The sequence below is a fragment of the Stenotrophomonas sp. GD03777 genome, assembly GCF_029842485.1.
In the GTDB taxonomy this organism is placed as follows: domain Bacteria; phylum Pseudomonadota; class Gammaproteobacteria; order Xanthomonadales; family Xanthomonadaceae; genus Stenotrophomonas; species Stenotrophomonas sepilia.
Genome location: NZ_JAOCGL010000103.1, coordinates 1 through 13131, shown reverse-complemented (window position 1 = coordinate 13131; position 13131 = coordinate 1). Strand labels below are relative to the sequence as shown.

The window sequence follows — 13131 nt, the reverse complement described above, 5'->3', positions numbered from 1 at the left end:
TGGCTGGCCACTTCGTAATCGAGCATCAACGCCCAGCCGCCACGGAACGGCAGGCTGTGGCTGCCGTCGTGCGGCAGGCGTTCGTGCTGCCAGGCACGGTCCAGCACCTGCAGGAAGCTGCCGGCGTGTACCGCGTCGTGCTGGTCGCGCACCTGGCCATCGGCATCCAGCCGCAGGCAGTCGCCCTGCGCGGCCAGCAGCAGGCTCCAGCGGCCCTGGGCGGTGCCCGAGGCGGTGGATTCCATCAGCAGCGGGAAGCGTGCCGGGTCATGATGCTGCAGGGCCAGCAGATCGATCGGGTGCGGCAGCGGTTGGATCAGCGGTGCGTGGGTCATGATGGCCAGTTCAGGGATTCAGATGCACGGAAGCCGCCTTGCGGCGGCCTCCTCGTGCGTAATGCACGTTCAGTCGAGCATGGCCCGACGCTACAACCCGGTCAGACGCGCTTGAAGATCAGCGTGCCGTTGGTGCCGCCGAAGCCGAAGCCATTGGACATCACCACGTCAACCTTGGCCTGGCGTGCTTCGTTGGGCACGTAGTCCAGGTCGCAGCCTTCGCCCGGCTGCTGCAGGTTGATGGTCGGCGGAATGACGTTGTCCTGCAGCGCCATCACCGAGAAGATCGCTTCCACGCCGCCGGCCGCGCCCAGCAGGTGGCCGGTCATCGACTTGGTGGAGCTGACCATCATCTTGTAGGCGTGGTCGCCGAAGGCGGTCTTCATCGCCATGGTCTCGCCCAGGTCGCCCAGCGGCGTGGAGGTGCCGTGCGCGTTGAGGTAGCCGACCTGTTCCGGGGTCACACCAGCGTCCTTCATGGCCATGACCATGCAGCGGGCGGCGCCTTCGCCGTTCTCGCTCGGGGCGGTCATGTGGTACGCGTCGGAGCTGGCACCGAAACCGGCCAGTTCGCAGTAGATCTTCGCGCCGCGTGCCTTGGCGTGCTCGTACTCTTCCAGGATCAGGATGCCGGCGCCGTCGCCCAGCACGAAGCCGTCACGGTCCTTGTCCCACGGGCGCGAGGCCTGTTCCGGAGCGTCGTTGCGGGTGCTCATGGCCTTCATCGCGCAGAAGCCACCCAGGGCGGTCGGCGACGAGCCACGCTCGGCACCACCGACCACCATCACGTCGGCGTCGCCGTACTGGATCATGCGCATCGCGGTGCCGATCGAGTGGTTCGAGGTCGCGCACGCCGACACCGCCGAGAACGACGGGCCCTTCAGGCCGGTGATGATGCTCAGCTGGCCCGGCAGCATGTTGATGATGGTCTTGGGCACGTAGAAGGGCGAGATCTTCTTGCCCTCGTGGAACTCGATGGTCTGCTCTTCGATGCCGAGCAGGCCGCCGATGCCGGCGCCGACAATGGCGCCGATGCGCTCGGCATTGGCGTCGGTGATCTCCAGGCCCGAGTCGTGCAGGGCCATGAACGAGGCACCGAGGCCGTAATGGATGAACGGGTCCATCTTCTTGGCATCCTTGCCGCTGACCCGGTACTTGCCGAACAGTTCGTTGTCGGCGGTGATGTCAAAGCCCTTGACCTCACCTGCAATCTTGGTGGTGAACCGATCCAGGTAGGCATCAGAAACGTTGGTCAGCGGACCGATGCCCGAACGACCCTGGGTGATGCCTTCCCAGCTGCTGGCCAGATCATTGCCCAACGGCGAGACGATACCCAGGCCGGTTACGACGACGCGACGCTTCATTGCTGATTCTCCTGACCCGAAGGTTCAATCGGGTAACACGGTTTGCTTCGGTGTGATGCTCAAACACACGGGGCCGCAACTGCGGCCCCATGGGGTGCGGTGCGCGGCGAGCGGAGACCCGCGCGCACTGCCGTCTGACATCAGGCCTTGACGTGGGCCGTGATGTAGTCGATGGCGGCCTGCACGGTGCTGATCTTCTCGGCTTCTTCGTCCGGGATCTCGCACTCGAATTCTTCTTCCAGGGCCATCACCAGCTCGACGGTGTCCAGCGAGTCAGCGCCCAGGTCATCGACGAACGATGCGCTGTTGGTGACTTCATCTTCCTTGACGCCAAGCTGTTCGACGACGATTTTCTTGACGCGTTCTTCGATGGTGCTCATGGGATCTCGCTCCAGATGGAGTTGTGGTTCAAAAGTGGTCGCCATCAAGGGCGATGGCCGTGGGATAGTGTAGTGGAAACCGGCGCGGCCTTGCATTGCAGCAAAAACCTCCGCAGATCAACCACTTGCGGCGCAATCCCTGCGCCCCTTGCTTACGGCATGTACATGCCGCCGTTCACATGGAGGGTTTCGCCGGTGATGTAACCGGCAGCCGGGCTGGCCAGGAACGCCACCGCATGGGCGATGTCCTCCGGCGAACCCAGGCGTTCGAGGGCGATGTCGTTGATCAGCGCGGTACGCGCTTCTTCCGGCAACGCCTTGGTCATGTCGGTGTCGATGAAGCCGGGTGCGACAACATTGACGGTGACGCCGCGCGAGCCGATTTCCTTGGCCAGCGACTTGCTGAAGCCGATGATGCCGGCCTTGGCGGCCGCGTAGTTGGCCTGCCCGGCATTGCCGGTCACGCCCACCACCGATGCGATGTTGATGATGCGGCCCTTGCGCGCCTTCATCATGCCGCGCATCACCGCCTTGCTGGTGCGGAACACGCTGGTCAGGTTGGTGTCGATGATCGACGCCCAGTCCTCGTCCTTCATGCGCATCAGCAGGTTGTCGCGGGTGATGCCGGCATTGTTGACCAGGATCGAGATCGGGCCGAATTCCTTGGCGATGCCATCGAGCACGCTGTCCAGCGCAGCGGCGTCGGTGACGTTCAGCGCGCGGCCGTGACCGCCGTGGGCGGCCAGGCGCTCACCGATCGCGGCGGCGCCGGATTCGGTGGTGGCGGTGCCGATGACGGTGGCGCCCTGGGCGGCCAGCAGATCGGCGATGGCGGCACCAATGCCACGGCTGGCACCGGTGACCAGTGCGATTTCACCCTGCAGGGGCTTGCTCATGTTGTTTTCCTCAGACGGGAGCGGCCGCCGCACCGTGCCGCTTGCAGCGGCCACCGGTACGGTCGGCAGGAAACAGGGAAGGTCAGGCCGACCATGCCTCGCGGGCGGCTTCAAAGTCGCCCGGCGTGGCCAGAGGACGGCCGTCGATGGCCTTGTCGATGCGCTTGACCAGGCCGGTCAGCACCTTGCCTGGGCCGCACTCGGCGATCTGGGTGATGCCGCGGGCGGCCAACGCCTGCACGCAACCGGTCCACTGCACCGGCTGGTACAGCTGCTGGACCAGCGCAGTGCGGATGGCGTCCACGCCGTCGTGCACCTGGGCATCGACGTTCTGCACCACCGGCAGCTGCGGCGCCTGCCAGGACAGGCCGGCCATCACTTCGGCCAGGCGGTTGGCGGCTTCGCGCATCAACGGGGTGTGCGAGGGCACGCTGACGGCCAGCTTGACCGCCTTGCGCACGCCCTTCTCGGCCAGCAATGCCAGCGCACGGTCGACCGCATCGGCGTCGCCACCGATCACGATCTGGCCCGGCGAATTGAAGTTGGCCGGCACCACTACCTGGCTGCCTGCGGCTTCGGCGCAGACATCCAGCACCAGCTGGTCTTCGGCACCGAGCACGGCGGCCATGGCGCCGACACCGGCCGGCGCCGCTTCCTGCATCAGCTGGCCACGCAGGCGCACCAGGTGCGCACCGTCATGCAGGCTCAGCGCGCCGGCGGCAACCAGGGCGGTGTACTCGCCCAGGCTGTGGCCGGACAGCACCGACGGGCGCGGACCGCCCACGGCGTTCCAGGCACGCCACACGCCGATACTCGCGGCCAGCAGGGCCGGCTGGGTGTATTCGGTACGGTTGAGCATTTCCTCCGGGCCGCCCTGGGACAGCGCCCACAGGTCGACGCCGGCACCATCGGATGCCTCGGTGAAGGCTTCACGCACCTGCGGATGCAGTTCGGCCAGCTCGGCCACCATGCCCACAGACTGCGAGCCCTGGCCGGGGAAGACAAAAGCGAGGGTGGATACGGTCACGCGGTCATCCGCTTGCTGCAATCGAAGCGGGCCATGATAAGGGGGAATCCGCTGTGTCGTCTGTACGTGCGCGTATGCAGGCGTATGGAGGGCGGCCGGGCAAGCGCAATGGGGTCAGATCCCTTTTCCGCAGGAAAAGGGATCTGACCCCGATCAGCCATCAGCAGAACAGCTGCAGCACGTCCAGATCGCCGTCGGCGAGGAAATCCACGCACAGGCCCACCAGCAACAGCACGCCAGCAGTGCTGGCACCGTGGGTGATGAAGATCGAATGGGCCAGCGCGCGTGCTGAGCGGCCCAGCTTCATGCAGACCCTGGCCAGGCTGCGCAGGCGGCCACTGACCGCATGCACGTGCTCGCGCACCGGCGCCTGGACCTCGCCCATCGCCTCGGCCATCATCGCCTGCAGATGTTCGGGGCGATCAGCGTAGTACTTGGCCACGCCATAACCGAACATCAGCCAGTCGCGGGCCTGCGCTTCGGACAGGTCCATCACTTCCAGCGGATCTTCCTCGAAATCGATGAAGCCGACCTGCTGCCCATCCCAGGTGAGATTGCGCGGCAACGGCTGGCCGAAATAGGCGCCGCGCGCATGCGCTTGGGCAATGGCCTGCATCGCCGCCATCACCAGCCGATCACGACCGGCCTCATCCGCTTCACGCAGGCAGGTATTGAACGAGCTGCCGTTGTCGCCAATCACCAGCGCGGCATGGCCGGTGCCCAGCACGTCCGGCACGTTCACGCCTTGCGCCTGCAGCTCTGCAAGGCGGCGGGCCTCGGTTTCGCGCGCGGCGTCACCACCACGGTGCGGCGGCGGGCGCAGGGCATCGAGATGGAAACGGCGCGCAACAAAATTGAGCAGGCCCAGGGCCAGTGCTCGGCTTCCCTTGCCGTACTGCTTCAGCCAGGCACGTTGCCCTTCGATGACGATGGGCTCAACCATGACAGGTCCTCCTTAAACGCGTTACGGCCCCGGAGGGCCGTAACGACAAGACTTCACATTGTCGTAACTTGCACTATCAATAGCGCAGCAGGGCCGAACCCCACGTGAAGCCACCGCCGAAGGCTTCCAGCAGCAGCAGCTGGCCGCGCTCGACCCTGCCCGACCGCACGGCGGCATCGAGCGCCAGCGGCACTGAACCGGACGAGGTGTTGCCGTGCTTGTCGACGGTCACCACGACCTGGTCCATCGACATGTCCAGGCGCTTGGCGGTGGCTTCGATGATGCGCAGGTTGGCCTGGTGCGGAATCAGCCAATCCAGGTCGGACTTGTCCAGGCCGTTGGCGGCCAGGGTCTCGTCCACGACCGAGTCCAGCGCCTTGACGGCGTACTTGAACACGTCGTTGCCCTTCATGTTGATGGTGCCACCACCGTTGGCGCCGTCCTTGAAACCGCTCGAGACGCCAACCGGGTTCCACAGCAGTTCCTTCTTGCTGCCATCGGCATGCAGGTGGGTGCTGAGGATGCCGGTTTCTTCGTCGGCCTTGAGCACGACGGCGCCGGCGCCATCACCGAACAGCACGCAGGTGGTGCGATCGTTCCAGTCGACCATGCGGGTCAACGTTTCGGTGCCGATCACCAGCACGTGCTTGCAGTCGCCGGAGCGGATGAACTTGTCGGCCACGCCCAGCGCGAACACGAAGCCGGAACAGGCTGCGTTGACGTCGAAGGCGGGGCACCCGGCCACACCGAGCTTGGCCTGGATCAGGCACGCGGTGGACGGGAAAATAAGGTCAGGGGTGGTCGTACCGACCACGATCATGTCGAGCTGCGAGGCATCGATGCCTGCGGCTTCAAGCGCGCGCAGGGCGGCGTTGTAGCCAAGGTCGCTGGTGGTTTCGCCTTCGGCCGCGATGTGCCGTTCACGAATTCCGGTGCGCGACTGGATCCACTCATCCGAGGTTTCGACCATTTTTTCCAGGTCGGCGTTGGTCAGGACTTTCTCCGGCAAATAGCTACCGGTGCCCGCGATCCTCGAATAGATCCGCTTGCTCATCATGTTTCCTGTTGCGCGGGCCGCCGATCACCGGCACGCCCGGGAAAGAAGGCAAAGGCCGCTGCCCGGAGGCAGCGGCCTTCCCGGCACATCAATCTTCTTCGACGGCCGAGGTCTTGGTCTGGATGACCTTCTTGCCGCGGTAGAAACCATCGGCAGTGATGTGGTGACGCAGATGCACTTCGCCGGTGGTCGGGTCGGTCGACAGCTGCTTGGCGCTCAGGGCGTCATGCGAACGGCGCTGGCCGCGGCGGGACGGGGTAACACGGGATTTCTGGACAGCCATGGGATTGCTCCAAACTCGGTTCGTTTTGCTTCGTCGTTTCGTCGCACAGGACGCCAGCGCCCAGCACACTTTTCGCTTTCGCCGCAGCCGCCGACGACAACCGGCTGCTATTGTTTCTTCAATGCCGCCAACGCCGCAAACGGGTTGGCCTTCTTTGTTTCTTCTTCGCTCGGTGCCCAGTCCTGATCGACTGCCTCACCGTCGGGCGACAGCGGCACCACAGGCACCGCCAGCACCAACTCGTCCTCGACCAGGTCCAGCGGACGCAGCTGGCCGTCTTCCGGCACCAGCAACGCCTCGTATTCCTCCGGCAGGGACGATTCCTCGTCCTCGTCGCGGATCAGGCCAAGCCTCTGGGTCACCTTCACCGGCAACAGGAATCGCTGCATGCTGCGCTGACAGGTCAGCGGCAACGCGGTGTCGATGGTCAGTTCCACATAGGATACCCGCAAGACGTCGTCGCGACCGAATTCAAGCGAGTAGACACACTCGCCGTCGGTATCTGCGACCAACCCCTGCAGGCGGGTCAATTCAGCCAGGGAGACCTGACCGTCGAAGCGCCTTCGCGCTACAACCATCCGCCAGGCATCCAGCGTTTCGGGCACGTTCGCGGACATAAGCCGCTGAATACTAAGGATCGCACCGCCTGCTGTCAAATGCCCGCCATACAGGACTTGCTGCTGGCGTTGCCGGCGGGCCAGACTGCCGCACCCTGCCCCGGTATTCTCGCATGTCACTGGTCCTGGCCTCCACCTCCCGCTACCGTCGCGAACTGCTGCAACGGCTGGGCCTGCCCTTCGACTGCGCACGCCCGGAGGTGGATGAAACGCCGTTGAACGGCGAGGGGCCGCTGGCCTTGGCCACGCGCCTGGCCGCCGCCAAGGCGGCCAATGTCGCCGCGCGCCATCCGGGTGCCTGGGTGATCGGCTCGGACCAGGTGGCCGACCTGAACGGCCAGCCGCTGGGCAAGCCTGGCACGGTCGAGGCGGCCTGTGCGCAGCTGGTGGCGATGTCCGGGCAGACGGTACGCTTTCACACGGCAATCAGTCTCAGACGGGATGGAGAATCCCTCGCCGCCCTGGATCTGACCGAAGTGCACTTCCGCGCGCTGGACTCGCAGGAGATCGCCCGCTACGTCGCCACCGAGCAGCCACTGGACTGCGCCGGCAGCTTCAAGTGCGAGGGCCTGGGCATCAGCCTGTTCGAGGCGATCGACAACCGCGACCCGACCGCGCTGGTCGGCCTGCCACTGATCGCGCTGTGCGGCCTGCTGCGCAGGGCCGGATTCGCGGTGCCGTGAACGGTAGAGCCGAGCCCATGCCCGGCTGCTTTTTTCGAGGATGCCTGCCATCTGAATCGGAAGCAGCCGGGCATCGGCTCGGCTCTACAGGACCAGAGGACCTCAACGAACCTCGAACGGTTGCTCCTGCCACGCCTCCACGCTGCCATCGCGCCCGTGCAGGCGCAGGCCGAGCCAGTGCCGGCCCGGCGCCAGCGTGGTGGTGTCCAGCGACGCGTCGAAGCCCACCGCCGGATGCTGCGGATCGGTACTGTCCGGCCAGGCGGGGCGAATGTCGAACACGCGCCCGTAACGCGCGTCTCCGATCGAGCGGCCATCAACCAGCACTTCAACCCGCGCCAGCCCGACCCCATCCTTGAATGCCCAGCCCTTGATGGCGAGCGTTCCGGAGACCTTTTCACCGTTGGACGGCGCATCCAGCCAAGCCATTGAGGGCGTTACGCAGGCCCCCTGTGCACGCTTGGCCGGCAGCCGGAACAGCAGGAACCGCTGGAAGCCATGATCGCTGCTGACCACGCGTGGCGCCGGCAACGGCCCCACCTGCTCGCAGATGGTGTGATAGCGCGCCAGCAGGTCGCGGTAGCGCTGGTCACTGGGTGACAGCACCAGCAGCATCGGCACACTGCGCGGGCCTTCGTGCAGCAGGTCCCACTGCGCCAGCTGTGCGGTGCGCCCATGCTTGTCGTTGAGCGGATGTGGCAACACCTCGATATCGCCATTGCCCAGCTGGAAGCCCAGTTCGGCACCGACCTTGAAGTTGCCCGCCAGGACACGCGTACCCGGTGGCATCTGCCGCAGTTCGTCACGCACCGCCACGGCCAGTGGCTGCCAGCCGGCAAAGTTGCGCGGGTAGTACTTGCTGCCGGCCATCTGCTCGCGAAGTGCCGGCGTGGACGCCATCAGGTAGTAGCCGAACGCCAGCACGGTACCTGCAGCGGCCAGCCACCAGCCGGTACGGCGCAGCCAGCGCGGCCAACCGTTGAGGACCACCGGCACGGCCACCAGCAGCGCCAGGTAGCCTGGCAGCGGCCAGTGGAAACTGATCCGCTCGACATCGGTGAAGAAGCCCAGCAGGAAGATGCCCAGCGTCGACACCCCGCCCACCAGGCCGAAATAGCGCCACTGCACCCGCGCCCCACCGCCACTGCGGGTACCCGCGAGGGCGACCTTCCACATCGCGATGCACAGGATCGGCGTCACCAGCATCGGCTGGATCACCAGGAACCACAGCCCCTCCCACTCGAACGTCCACGGGTGGCGCTCGACCACCTGGAACTTCAGGCCGGCGTCGTGGTTGTCGGCATTCCACGCCAGCAACGGCAGCCAGGCCAGCACGCCCACCGCCAGCGCCACCCATACGCGCGGGTCGGCCAGCATGCGACGGCCCTGCGGCAACGCCAGCAACGCAATGAAGCCGACACCGATGACACCAATGAAACGGTAGTGGCTGAGCGCACCGATCAGCAGGCCCAGCGCCAGCTTCATCGCCGAGGACGCGTCCACGCTGTGCAGCAGGCGTGCACCTGCGTGCAGGCAGATCACCGCCGCCAGCGCCATCGGTACGTCCGGCACGGCCAGCAGGCCCAGCGTGGCCGACAACGGCATCAGCAGCGTCAGGCTGCCCGCCTGCCAACCGGCCACGTTGCCGAACCAGCGCGTAGCGATGCGCACCACCAGCAACGGCAGCAGCGCACCGATGGCCAGGAACGGCAGGCGCAGTGCGAGTACGTGATGGCCACCGATCTCCACGCCCAGGCGTGCAAGCCAGGCGGTCAGCCCCGGCAGGTCGGAATAAGCAGCGGCCAGGTGCTGGCCTTCCTGCCAATAGAACGCCTCATCGACGAACAGCGGCAGGCGCGCAGCCACCACCAGCTTGGCCGCTGTGATCAGCGTCCATAACCAGAGAAATATTGTCCGCGCGCGCTGTTCGCCTTGCATTGCTCTATGGATAATCGAGTGGATTCCAGACCTGAGACGATCATGCCAGCCTCGTCCCCCAATCCCAGCATGCTAACCGATCAACTGCGCCAGGCCCTGCGGGAGGCACAGGATCAGGTGAACGCACTGGTGCTGGGCAAGGTGCCGGAAGTCAGGCTGGCCTTTGTCGCCCTGCTTTCTGGCGGCCACCTGCTCATCGAGGATCTGCCCGGGCTGGGCAAGACCACGTTGGCGCATGCATTGGCCAGCAGCCTCGGCCTCAGCTTCCAGCGCGTGCAGTTCACCTCTGACCTGCTGCCGGCCGATGTACTTGGCGTTTCGGTGTACGAGGCCGGCAGCCGCCAGTTCCAGTTCCATCCCGGCCCGGTGTTCACCCACGTGCTGCTGGCCGATGAGATCAATCGTGCACCGCCGCGGACACAGAGTGCGCTGCTGGAAGCGATGGCCGAGCAACAGGTCACACTGGATGGACAGACACATCCACTGCCCGATCCGTTCTTCGTCATCGCCACGCAGAACCCGGTCGACCTGTCCGGCACCTTCCCGTTGCCGGATTCGCAGCTGGATCGTTTCCTGCTGCGCCTGGCGATGGGCTACCCCAGCGCGCAGGCCGAGCGCGAGCTGCTGCGCGGCAGTGATCGCCGCGACCTGATCGCACGCGCGGTGCCAAAGCTGGACGACACCCAGGTGCGTGCATTGCGTGAAGCGGTTGGCCAGGTGCATGCCAGCGACGCGCTGATCGACTATGTGCAGGCGCTGCTGACCCGCAGCCGACACCATGCCGGCGTGCGCGTAGGCCTGTCACCGCGCGCGGGACTGGCCCTGCTGCGTGCCGCCAGGGCACATGCGCTGCTGCTCGGCCGCGGGCATGTGGTGCCCGAAGACGTGCAGACCCTGTTCGTGGCGGTGGCCGGCCATCGCCTGGTGGCCGAAGCCGAATCCAGCTCGGGGCCGGCGCTGGCGCGGGCGATCCTGCAGACCGTCGCGGTGGACTGAAGGTGGCCACACGCTGGGCACGCATGCAGCTGCTGGCACGCCCCCGCAGGCCCGAAGCCCTGCCGCAGCGACTGGACCGCCATCGCATCTATGTACTACCAACCCGCTTCGGCCTGTTCGTCGCCACCCTGCTGTCGGCGATGCTGCTGGGCGCATTGAACTACAACAACAACCCGGCCCTGCTGCTTGCGCTGCTGCTGGCCGCGGCAGCGATCGCCAGCGCAATCGCCGCGCACCTGCAGCTGTCCGGCATACAGATCGATGCAATCTCCGCCGAACCGGTACCGGCCGGGCATCCCCTGCGCCTGCGCGTGGACCTTTCGTTGCGTGACCCGCGCGCGCGCCACGGGCTGCACCTGCAGCTGGGCGCAAGCGAGGCCTGGGTTGCACTGCCTGCACACGGTCGCGGCGAAGTGGAGCTGGATGTTCCCAGCGAGCGGCGCGGCTGGCTGGAACTGCCCCGCATCCGCCTGTCGAGCACGCAGCCGCTGGGACTGGTGCGGGCATGGTCGTGGGTGTGGCCGGAGCAGCCGCTGCTGGTCTATCCACTTGCCGAGGCACTGGCACCGCCGCTTCCGGAACGTGGCAACGACCCACTGCACACCCGCGCCCATGCCAGTGGCGATGAGCTGCACCAGTTGCGCCCCTATCGTGCCGGCGATGCCCCGCGCAGCATTGCCTGGAAACACTCGGCGCGCCGCGACAGCCTGCTGGTACGCGAATACGAGAAGCCGATCGGCATCGAAGTGGTGCTGGACTGGCGCACGCTGGCGGCGCTGGGCCATGAAGCGCGCATCGCGCGGCTGGCACGCTGGGTCGACATGGCCGAGCGCGAAGGCCGTCGCTATACGCTGCTGCTTCCGGCCCATCCGCCGTTGGGGCCCGGCCAGGGCGCCAGCCACCACCACCTGTGCCTGCGCGCACTGGCATTGATGCCCCATGACTGAGCCTGCCGTCCTGCTCGACCGCAACGCCCGCAGCTGGACCCTGGCCAGCGCAGCGCTGGCGCTGCTGCCACTGCTGCTGCAGCTGCCACCGGTGCTGGCCAGCGTGATCGCGATCACTGCGGTGCTGACCGCTGCGCTTTCGTGGCGGCGGGTGCTGCCGATGCCGGTTCGCCTGGTGCTGGTGCTGGCCATGCTTGCCACCATCGTCTGGCAGATGGGCATGGTGCGGCCGGGCCGCGATACCGGCTGCGCATTGCTGGCGGCGATGCTGGCGATCAAGTCCAGCGAACTGCGCAACCTGCGCGATGCGCGCAGCCTGCTGGGCTTCGCGTTGTTCTCGCCGTTCGCCGCCTTCCTGCTCGACCAGGGGCCGTTGACCACCGGGCTGGCAGCGCTGGCCGCAGTTGCCGCACTGCTGGCCCTGCAACGGCTGGCCCTGGACGAGGGCCACAGCCCTCGACTGCCGCTGCGCGGACAACTGCGTGGTGTCGGCCGCCTGCTGGGGATCGGCCTGCCACTCGCGCTGGCCTGCTTCTGGCTGTTCCCGCGCTTGTCCACGCCGCTGTGGGGCGTACCCGAGCGAGCGGTGGGCACACCGGGCCTGGCTGACAGCATGGCGCCGGACCAGTGGCTGGACCTGATGGCCGACGACACCCCGGCGTTGCGCGTGCAGTTTTTCGGCGCGGTGCCCGAGCCTGCGCAGCGCTATTGGCGCGGCCCGGTGCTGACGTCGTTCGACGGCCACCGCTGGAGCCGCGATCGCGCGACGGCCGGACGCCCCGCACCGGTGGTCGAAACCGCCGCACAGGGTTGGGACTACCAGATCGACTACGAGCCCACCGACCGTCGCCTGCTGGTGGCACTGGACCTGCCCAGCCGCGCACCGGAGGGCAGCAGCTTCGATGCCGACATGAGCCTGCGCAGCGACCGCACGCTGTCCGCGCTCAGCCGCTGGCGGTTGCATTCGGCGCCGCCGCAACGGTTCGACACCGATCTGTCGCCCTACCTGCGCCGCGCGGCGCTGCAGCTTCCGCCCGGCTTCAATCCGCGCACCGCCCAGCTCGCGCGGCAATGGCGGCAGGAGGCAGGCAGCGATGACGAGGCCATCGTCCGCCGTGCGCTGCAATGGATCACCCGCGACTTCTCCTACACGCTGGATACACCGGTGGCGGGGCGCGATCCGGTCGACGATTTCCTGTTCAACTACAAGGCCGGCTTCTGCCAGCACTTCAGCTCGGCCTTCGTAGTGCTGATGCGCAACGCCGGCATTCCGGCCCGGGTGGTGACCGGCTTCGCAGGCGGTACCCGCAACCGCATCGGCGACTACTGGGTGGTGCGTCGCATGGATGCCCACGCCTGGGCCGAAGTCTGGCTGCCGCAACGCGGCTGGGTGCGGGTCGACCCGACCGCGGCCGTGGCACCGGAACGCATCCTGGACACCCTGGACGACCGCCTGCGGGCCGGCACCGATACCCCGCTGCAACAGCGCTGGCTGCAGCTGGGGCAGATGGGTGACTGGCTGCGGCGCGGCTGGAACGACCTGGTGCTGTCCTTCGATGCACGCCGCCAGCAGCAACTGCTCAAGCCGTTCGGGCTGGATGACCTCGGGCCGGCGCAGCTGGTGACCGGATTCGTGGTCGCCGCCCTGCTGGCACTGGCGTGGAT

General features: G+C 66.8%; 13 protein-coding genes and 1 pseudogene. 4 read left to right on the top strand and 10 right to left on the bottom strand.

Going from position 1 to position 13131, the window contains the following annotated elements:
- From N5E02_RS17325 to N5E02_RS17285, 9 genes and pseudogenes are all read right to left on the bottom strand, one after another.
- A pseudogene (locus N5E02_RS17325) lies at nucleotides 1-335 on the bottom strand (aminodeoxychorismate synthase, component I); the annotation flags it as partial.
- 101 nt (nucleotides 336-436) lie between these two features.
- On the bottom strand, nucleotides 437-1699 hold the full coding sequence (fabF, locus tag N5E02_RS17320) for a beta-ketoacyl-ACP synthase II (RefSeq protein ID WP_065177975.1): 1263 nt from the start codon (nucleotides 1697-1699) through the stop codon (nucleotides 437-439).
- 140 nt (nucleotides 1700-1839) lie between these two features.
- On the bottom strand, nucleotides 1840-2079 hold the full coding sequence (gene acpP / locus N5E02_RS17315) for an acyl carrier protein (protein ID WP_061480516.1): 240 nt from the start codon (nucleotides 2077-2079) through the stop codon (nucleotides 1840-1842).
- A 152-nt stretch (nucleotides 2080-2231) separates the two neighbouring features.
- Nucleotides 2232-2975, bottom strand: a complete 744-nt coding sequence (gene fabG / locus N5E02_RS17310) for a 3-oxoacyl-ACP reductase FabG (RefSeq protein WP_005408312.1) — start codon at nucleotides 2973-2975, stop codon at nucleotides 2232-2234.
- Nucleotides 2976-3057: 82 nt separating this feature from the next.
- Nucleotides 3058-4002: an ACP S-malonyltransferase gene (gene fabD / locus N5E02_RS17305; RefSeq protein WP_005415507.1), complete on the bottom strand. Its 945-nt coding sequence runs from the start codon at nucleotides 4000-4002 to the stop codon at nucleotides 3058-3060.
- Between the two features lie 160 nt (nucleotides 4003-4162).
- Nucleotides 4163-4945 carry a serine/threonine protein phosphatase gene (locus N5E02_RS17300; RefSeq protein ID WP_095377031.1) on the bottom strand — a complete coding sequence of 261 codons (783 nt, stop codon included), beginning with the start codon at nucleotides 4943-4945 and terminating at the stop codon, nucleotides 4163-4165.
- A gap of 76 nt (nucleotides 4946-5021) precedes the next feature.
- A complete protein-coding gene (locus N5E02_RS17295) occupies nucleotides 5022-5999 on the bottom strand; it encodes a beta-ketoacyl-ACP synthase III (RefSeq protein ID WP_014036188.1) in 978 nt (325 codons plus the stop codon).
- Nucleotides 6000-6090: 91 nt separating this feature from the next.
- Nucleotides 6091-6285: a 50S ribosomal protein L32 gene (gene rpmF, locus N5E02_RS17290; protein WP_005408308.1), complete on the bottom strand. Its 195-nt coding sequence runs from the start codon at nucleotides 6283-6285 to the stop codon at nucleotides 6091-6093.
- 107 nt (nucleotides 6286-6392) lie between these two features.
- A complete protein-coding gene (locus tag N5E02_RS17285; RefSeq protein ID WP_005415504.1) occupies nucleotides 6393-6902 on the bottom strand; it encodes a YceD family protein in 510 nt (169 codons plus the stop codon).
- Nucleotides 6903-7015: 113 nt separating this feature from the next.
- Here N5E02_RS17285 and N5E02_RS17280 point away from each other — a divergent pair, with 113 nt between their 5' ends.
- Entirely contained in the window at nucleotides 7016-7585 is a 570-nt protein-coding gene (locus N5E02_RS17280) for a Maf family nucleotide pyrophosphatase (protein ID WP_065177976.1), read from the top strand.
- A gap of 102 nt (nucleotides 7586-7687) precedes the next feature.
- On the opposite strand, the gene N5E02_RS17275 is transcribed toward N5E02_RS17280, so the two are convergent.
- Complete coding sequence (locus tag N5E02_RS17275) at nucleotides 7688-9523, bottom strand: glycosyltransferase family 39 protein (protein WP_032953980.1); 1836 nt, start codon at nucleotides 9521-9523, stop codon at nucleotides 7688-7690.
- A 42-nt stretch (nucleotides 9524-9565) separates the two neighbouring features.
- On the opposite strand from N5E02_RS17275, the gene N5E02_RS17270 reads away from it, so the two are divergent.
- The 3 genes from N5E02_RS17270 to N5E02_RS17260 all read left to right on the top strand — a co-directional run.
- Complete coding sequence (locus N5E02_RS17270; protein ID WP_049417066.1) at nucleotides 9566-10519, top strand: AAA family ATPase; 954 nt, start codon at nucleotides 9566-9568, stop codon at nucleotides 10517-10519.
- Between the two features lie 23 nt (nucleotides 10520-10542).
- Nucleotides 10543-11466 carry a DUF58 domain-containing protein gene (locus N5E02_RS17265; protein ID WP_053499582.1) on the top strand — a complete coding sequence of 308 codons (924 nt, stop codon included), beginning with the start codon at nucleotides 10543-10545 and terminating at the stop codon, nucleotides 11464-11466.
- On the top strand, nucleotides 11459-13131 hold a 1673-nt coding region (locus N5E02_RS17260; protein ID WP_279946543.1), incomplete at its 3' end, for a DUF3488 and transglutaminase-like domain-containing protein. The genes N5E02_RS17265 and N5E02_RS17260, both read left to right, overlap by 8 nt.

What these genes read in the sequence shown, in the direction of transcription:
- N5E02_RS17285 (WP_005415504.1), bottom strand. Translation starts at nt 6,902, where the DNA reads ATGTCCGCGAACGTGCCCGAAACGCTGGATGCCTGGCGGATGGTTGTA.
- N5E02_RS17275 (WP_032953980.1), bottom strand. Translation starts at nt 9,523, where the DNA reads ATGCAAGGCGAACAGCGCGCGCGGACAATATTTCTCTGGTTATGGACG.
- N5E02_RS17300 (WP_095377031.1), bottom strand. Translation starts at nt 4,945, where the DNA reads ATGGTTGAGCCCATCGTCATCGAAGGGCAACGTGCCTGGCTGAAGCAG.
- acpP (WP_061480516.1), bottom strand. Translation starts at nt 2,079, where the DNA reads ATGAGCACCATCGAAGAACGCGTCAAGAAAATCGTCGTCGAACAGCTT.
- N5E02_RS17270 (WP_049417066.1), top strand. Translation starts at nt 9,566, where the DNA reads ATGCCAGCCTCGTCCCCCAATCCCAGCATGCTAACCGATCAACTGCGC.
- N5E02_RS17265 (WP_053499582.1), top strand. Translation starts at nt 10,543, where the DNA reads ATGCAGCTGCTGGCACGCCCCCGCAGGCCCGAAGCCCTGCCGCAGCGA.
- fabG (WP_005408312.1), bottom strand. Translation starts at nt 2,975, where the DNA reads ATGAGCAAGCCCCTGCAGGGTGAAATCGCACTGGTCACCGGTGCCAGC.
- N5E02_RS17295 (WP_014036188.1), bottom strand. Translation starts at nt 5,999, where the DNA reads ATGAGCAAGCGGATCTATTCGAGGATCGCGGGCACCGGTAGCTATTTG.
- fabF (WP_065177975.1), bottom strand. Translation starts at nt 1,699, where the DNA reads ATGAAGCGTCGCGTCGTCGTAACCGGCCTGGGTATCGTCTCGCCGTTG.
- rpmF (WP_005408308.1), bottom strand. Translation starts at nt 6,285, where the DNA reads ATGGCTGTCCAGAAATCCCGTGTTACCCCGTCCCGCCGCGGCCAGCGC.
- N5E02_RS17280 (WP_065177976.1), top strand. Translation starts at nt 7,016, where the DNA reads ATGTCACTGGTCCTGGCCTCCACCTCCCGCTACCGTCGCGAACTGCTG.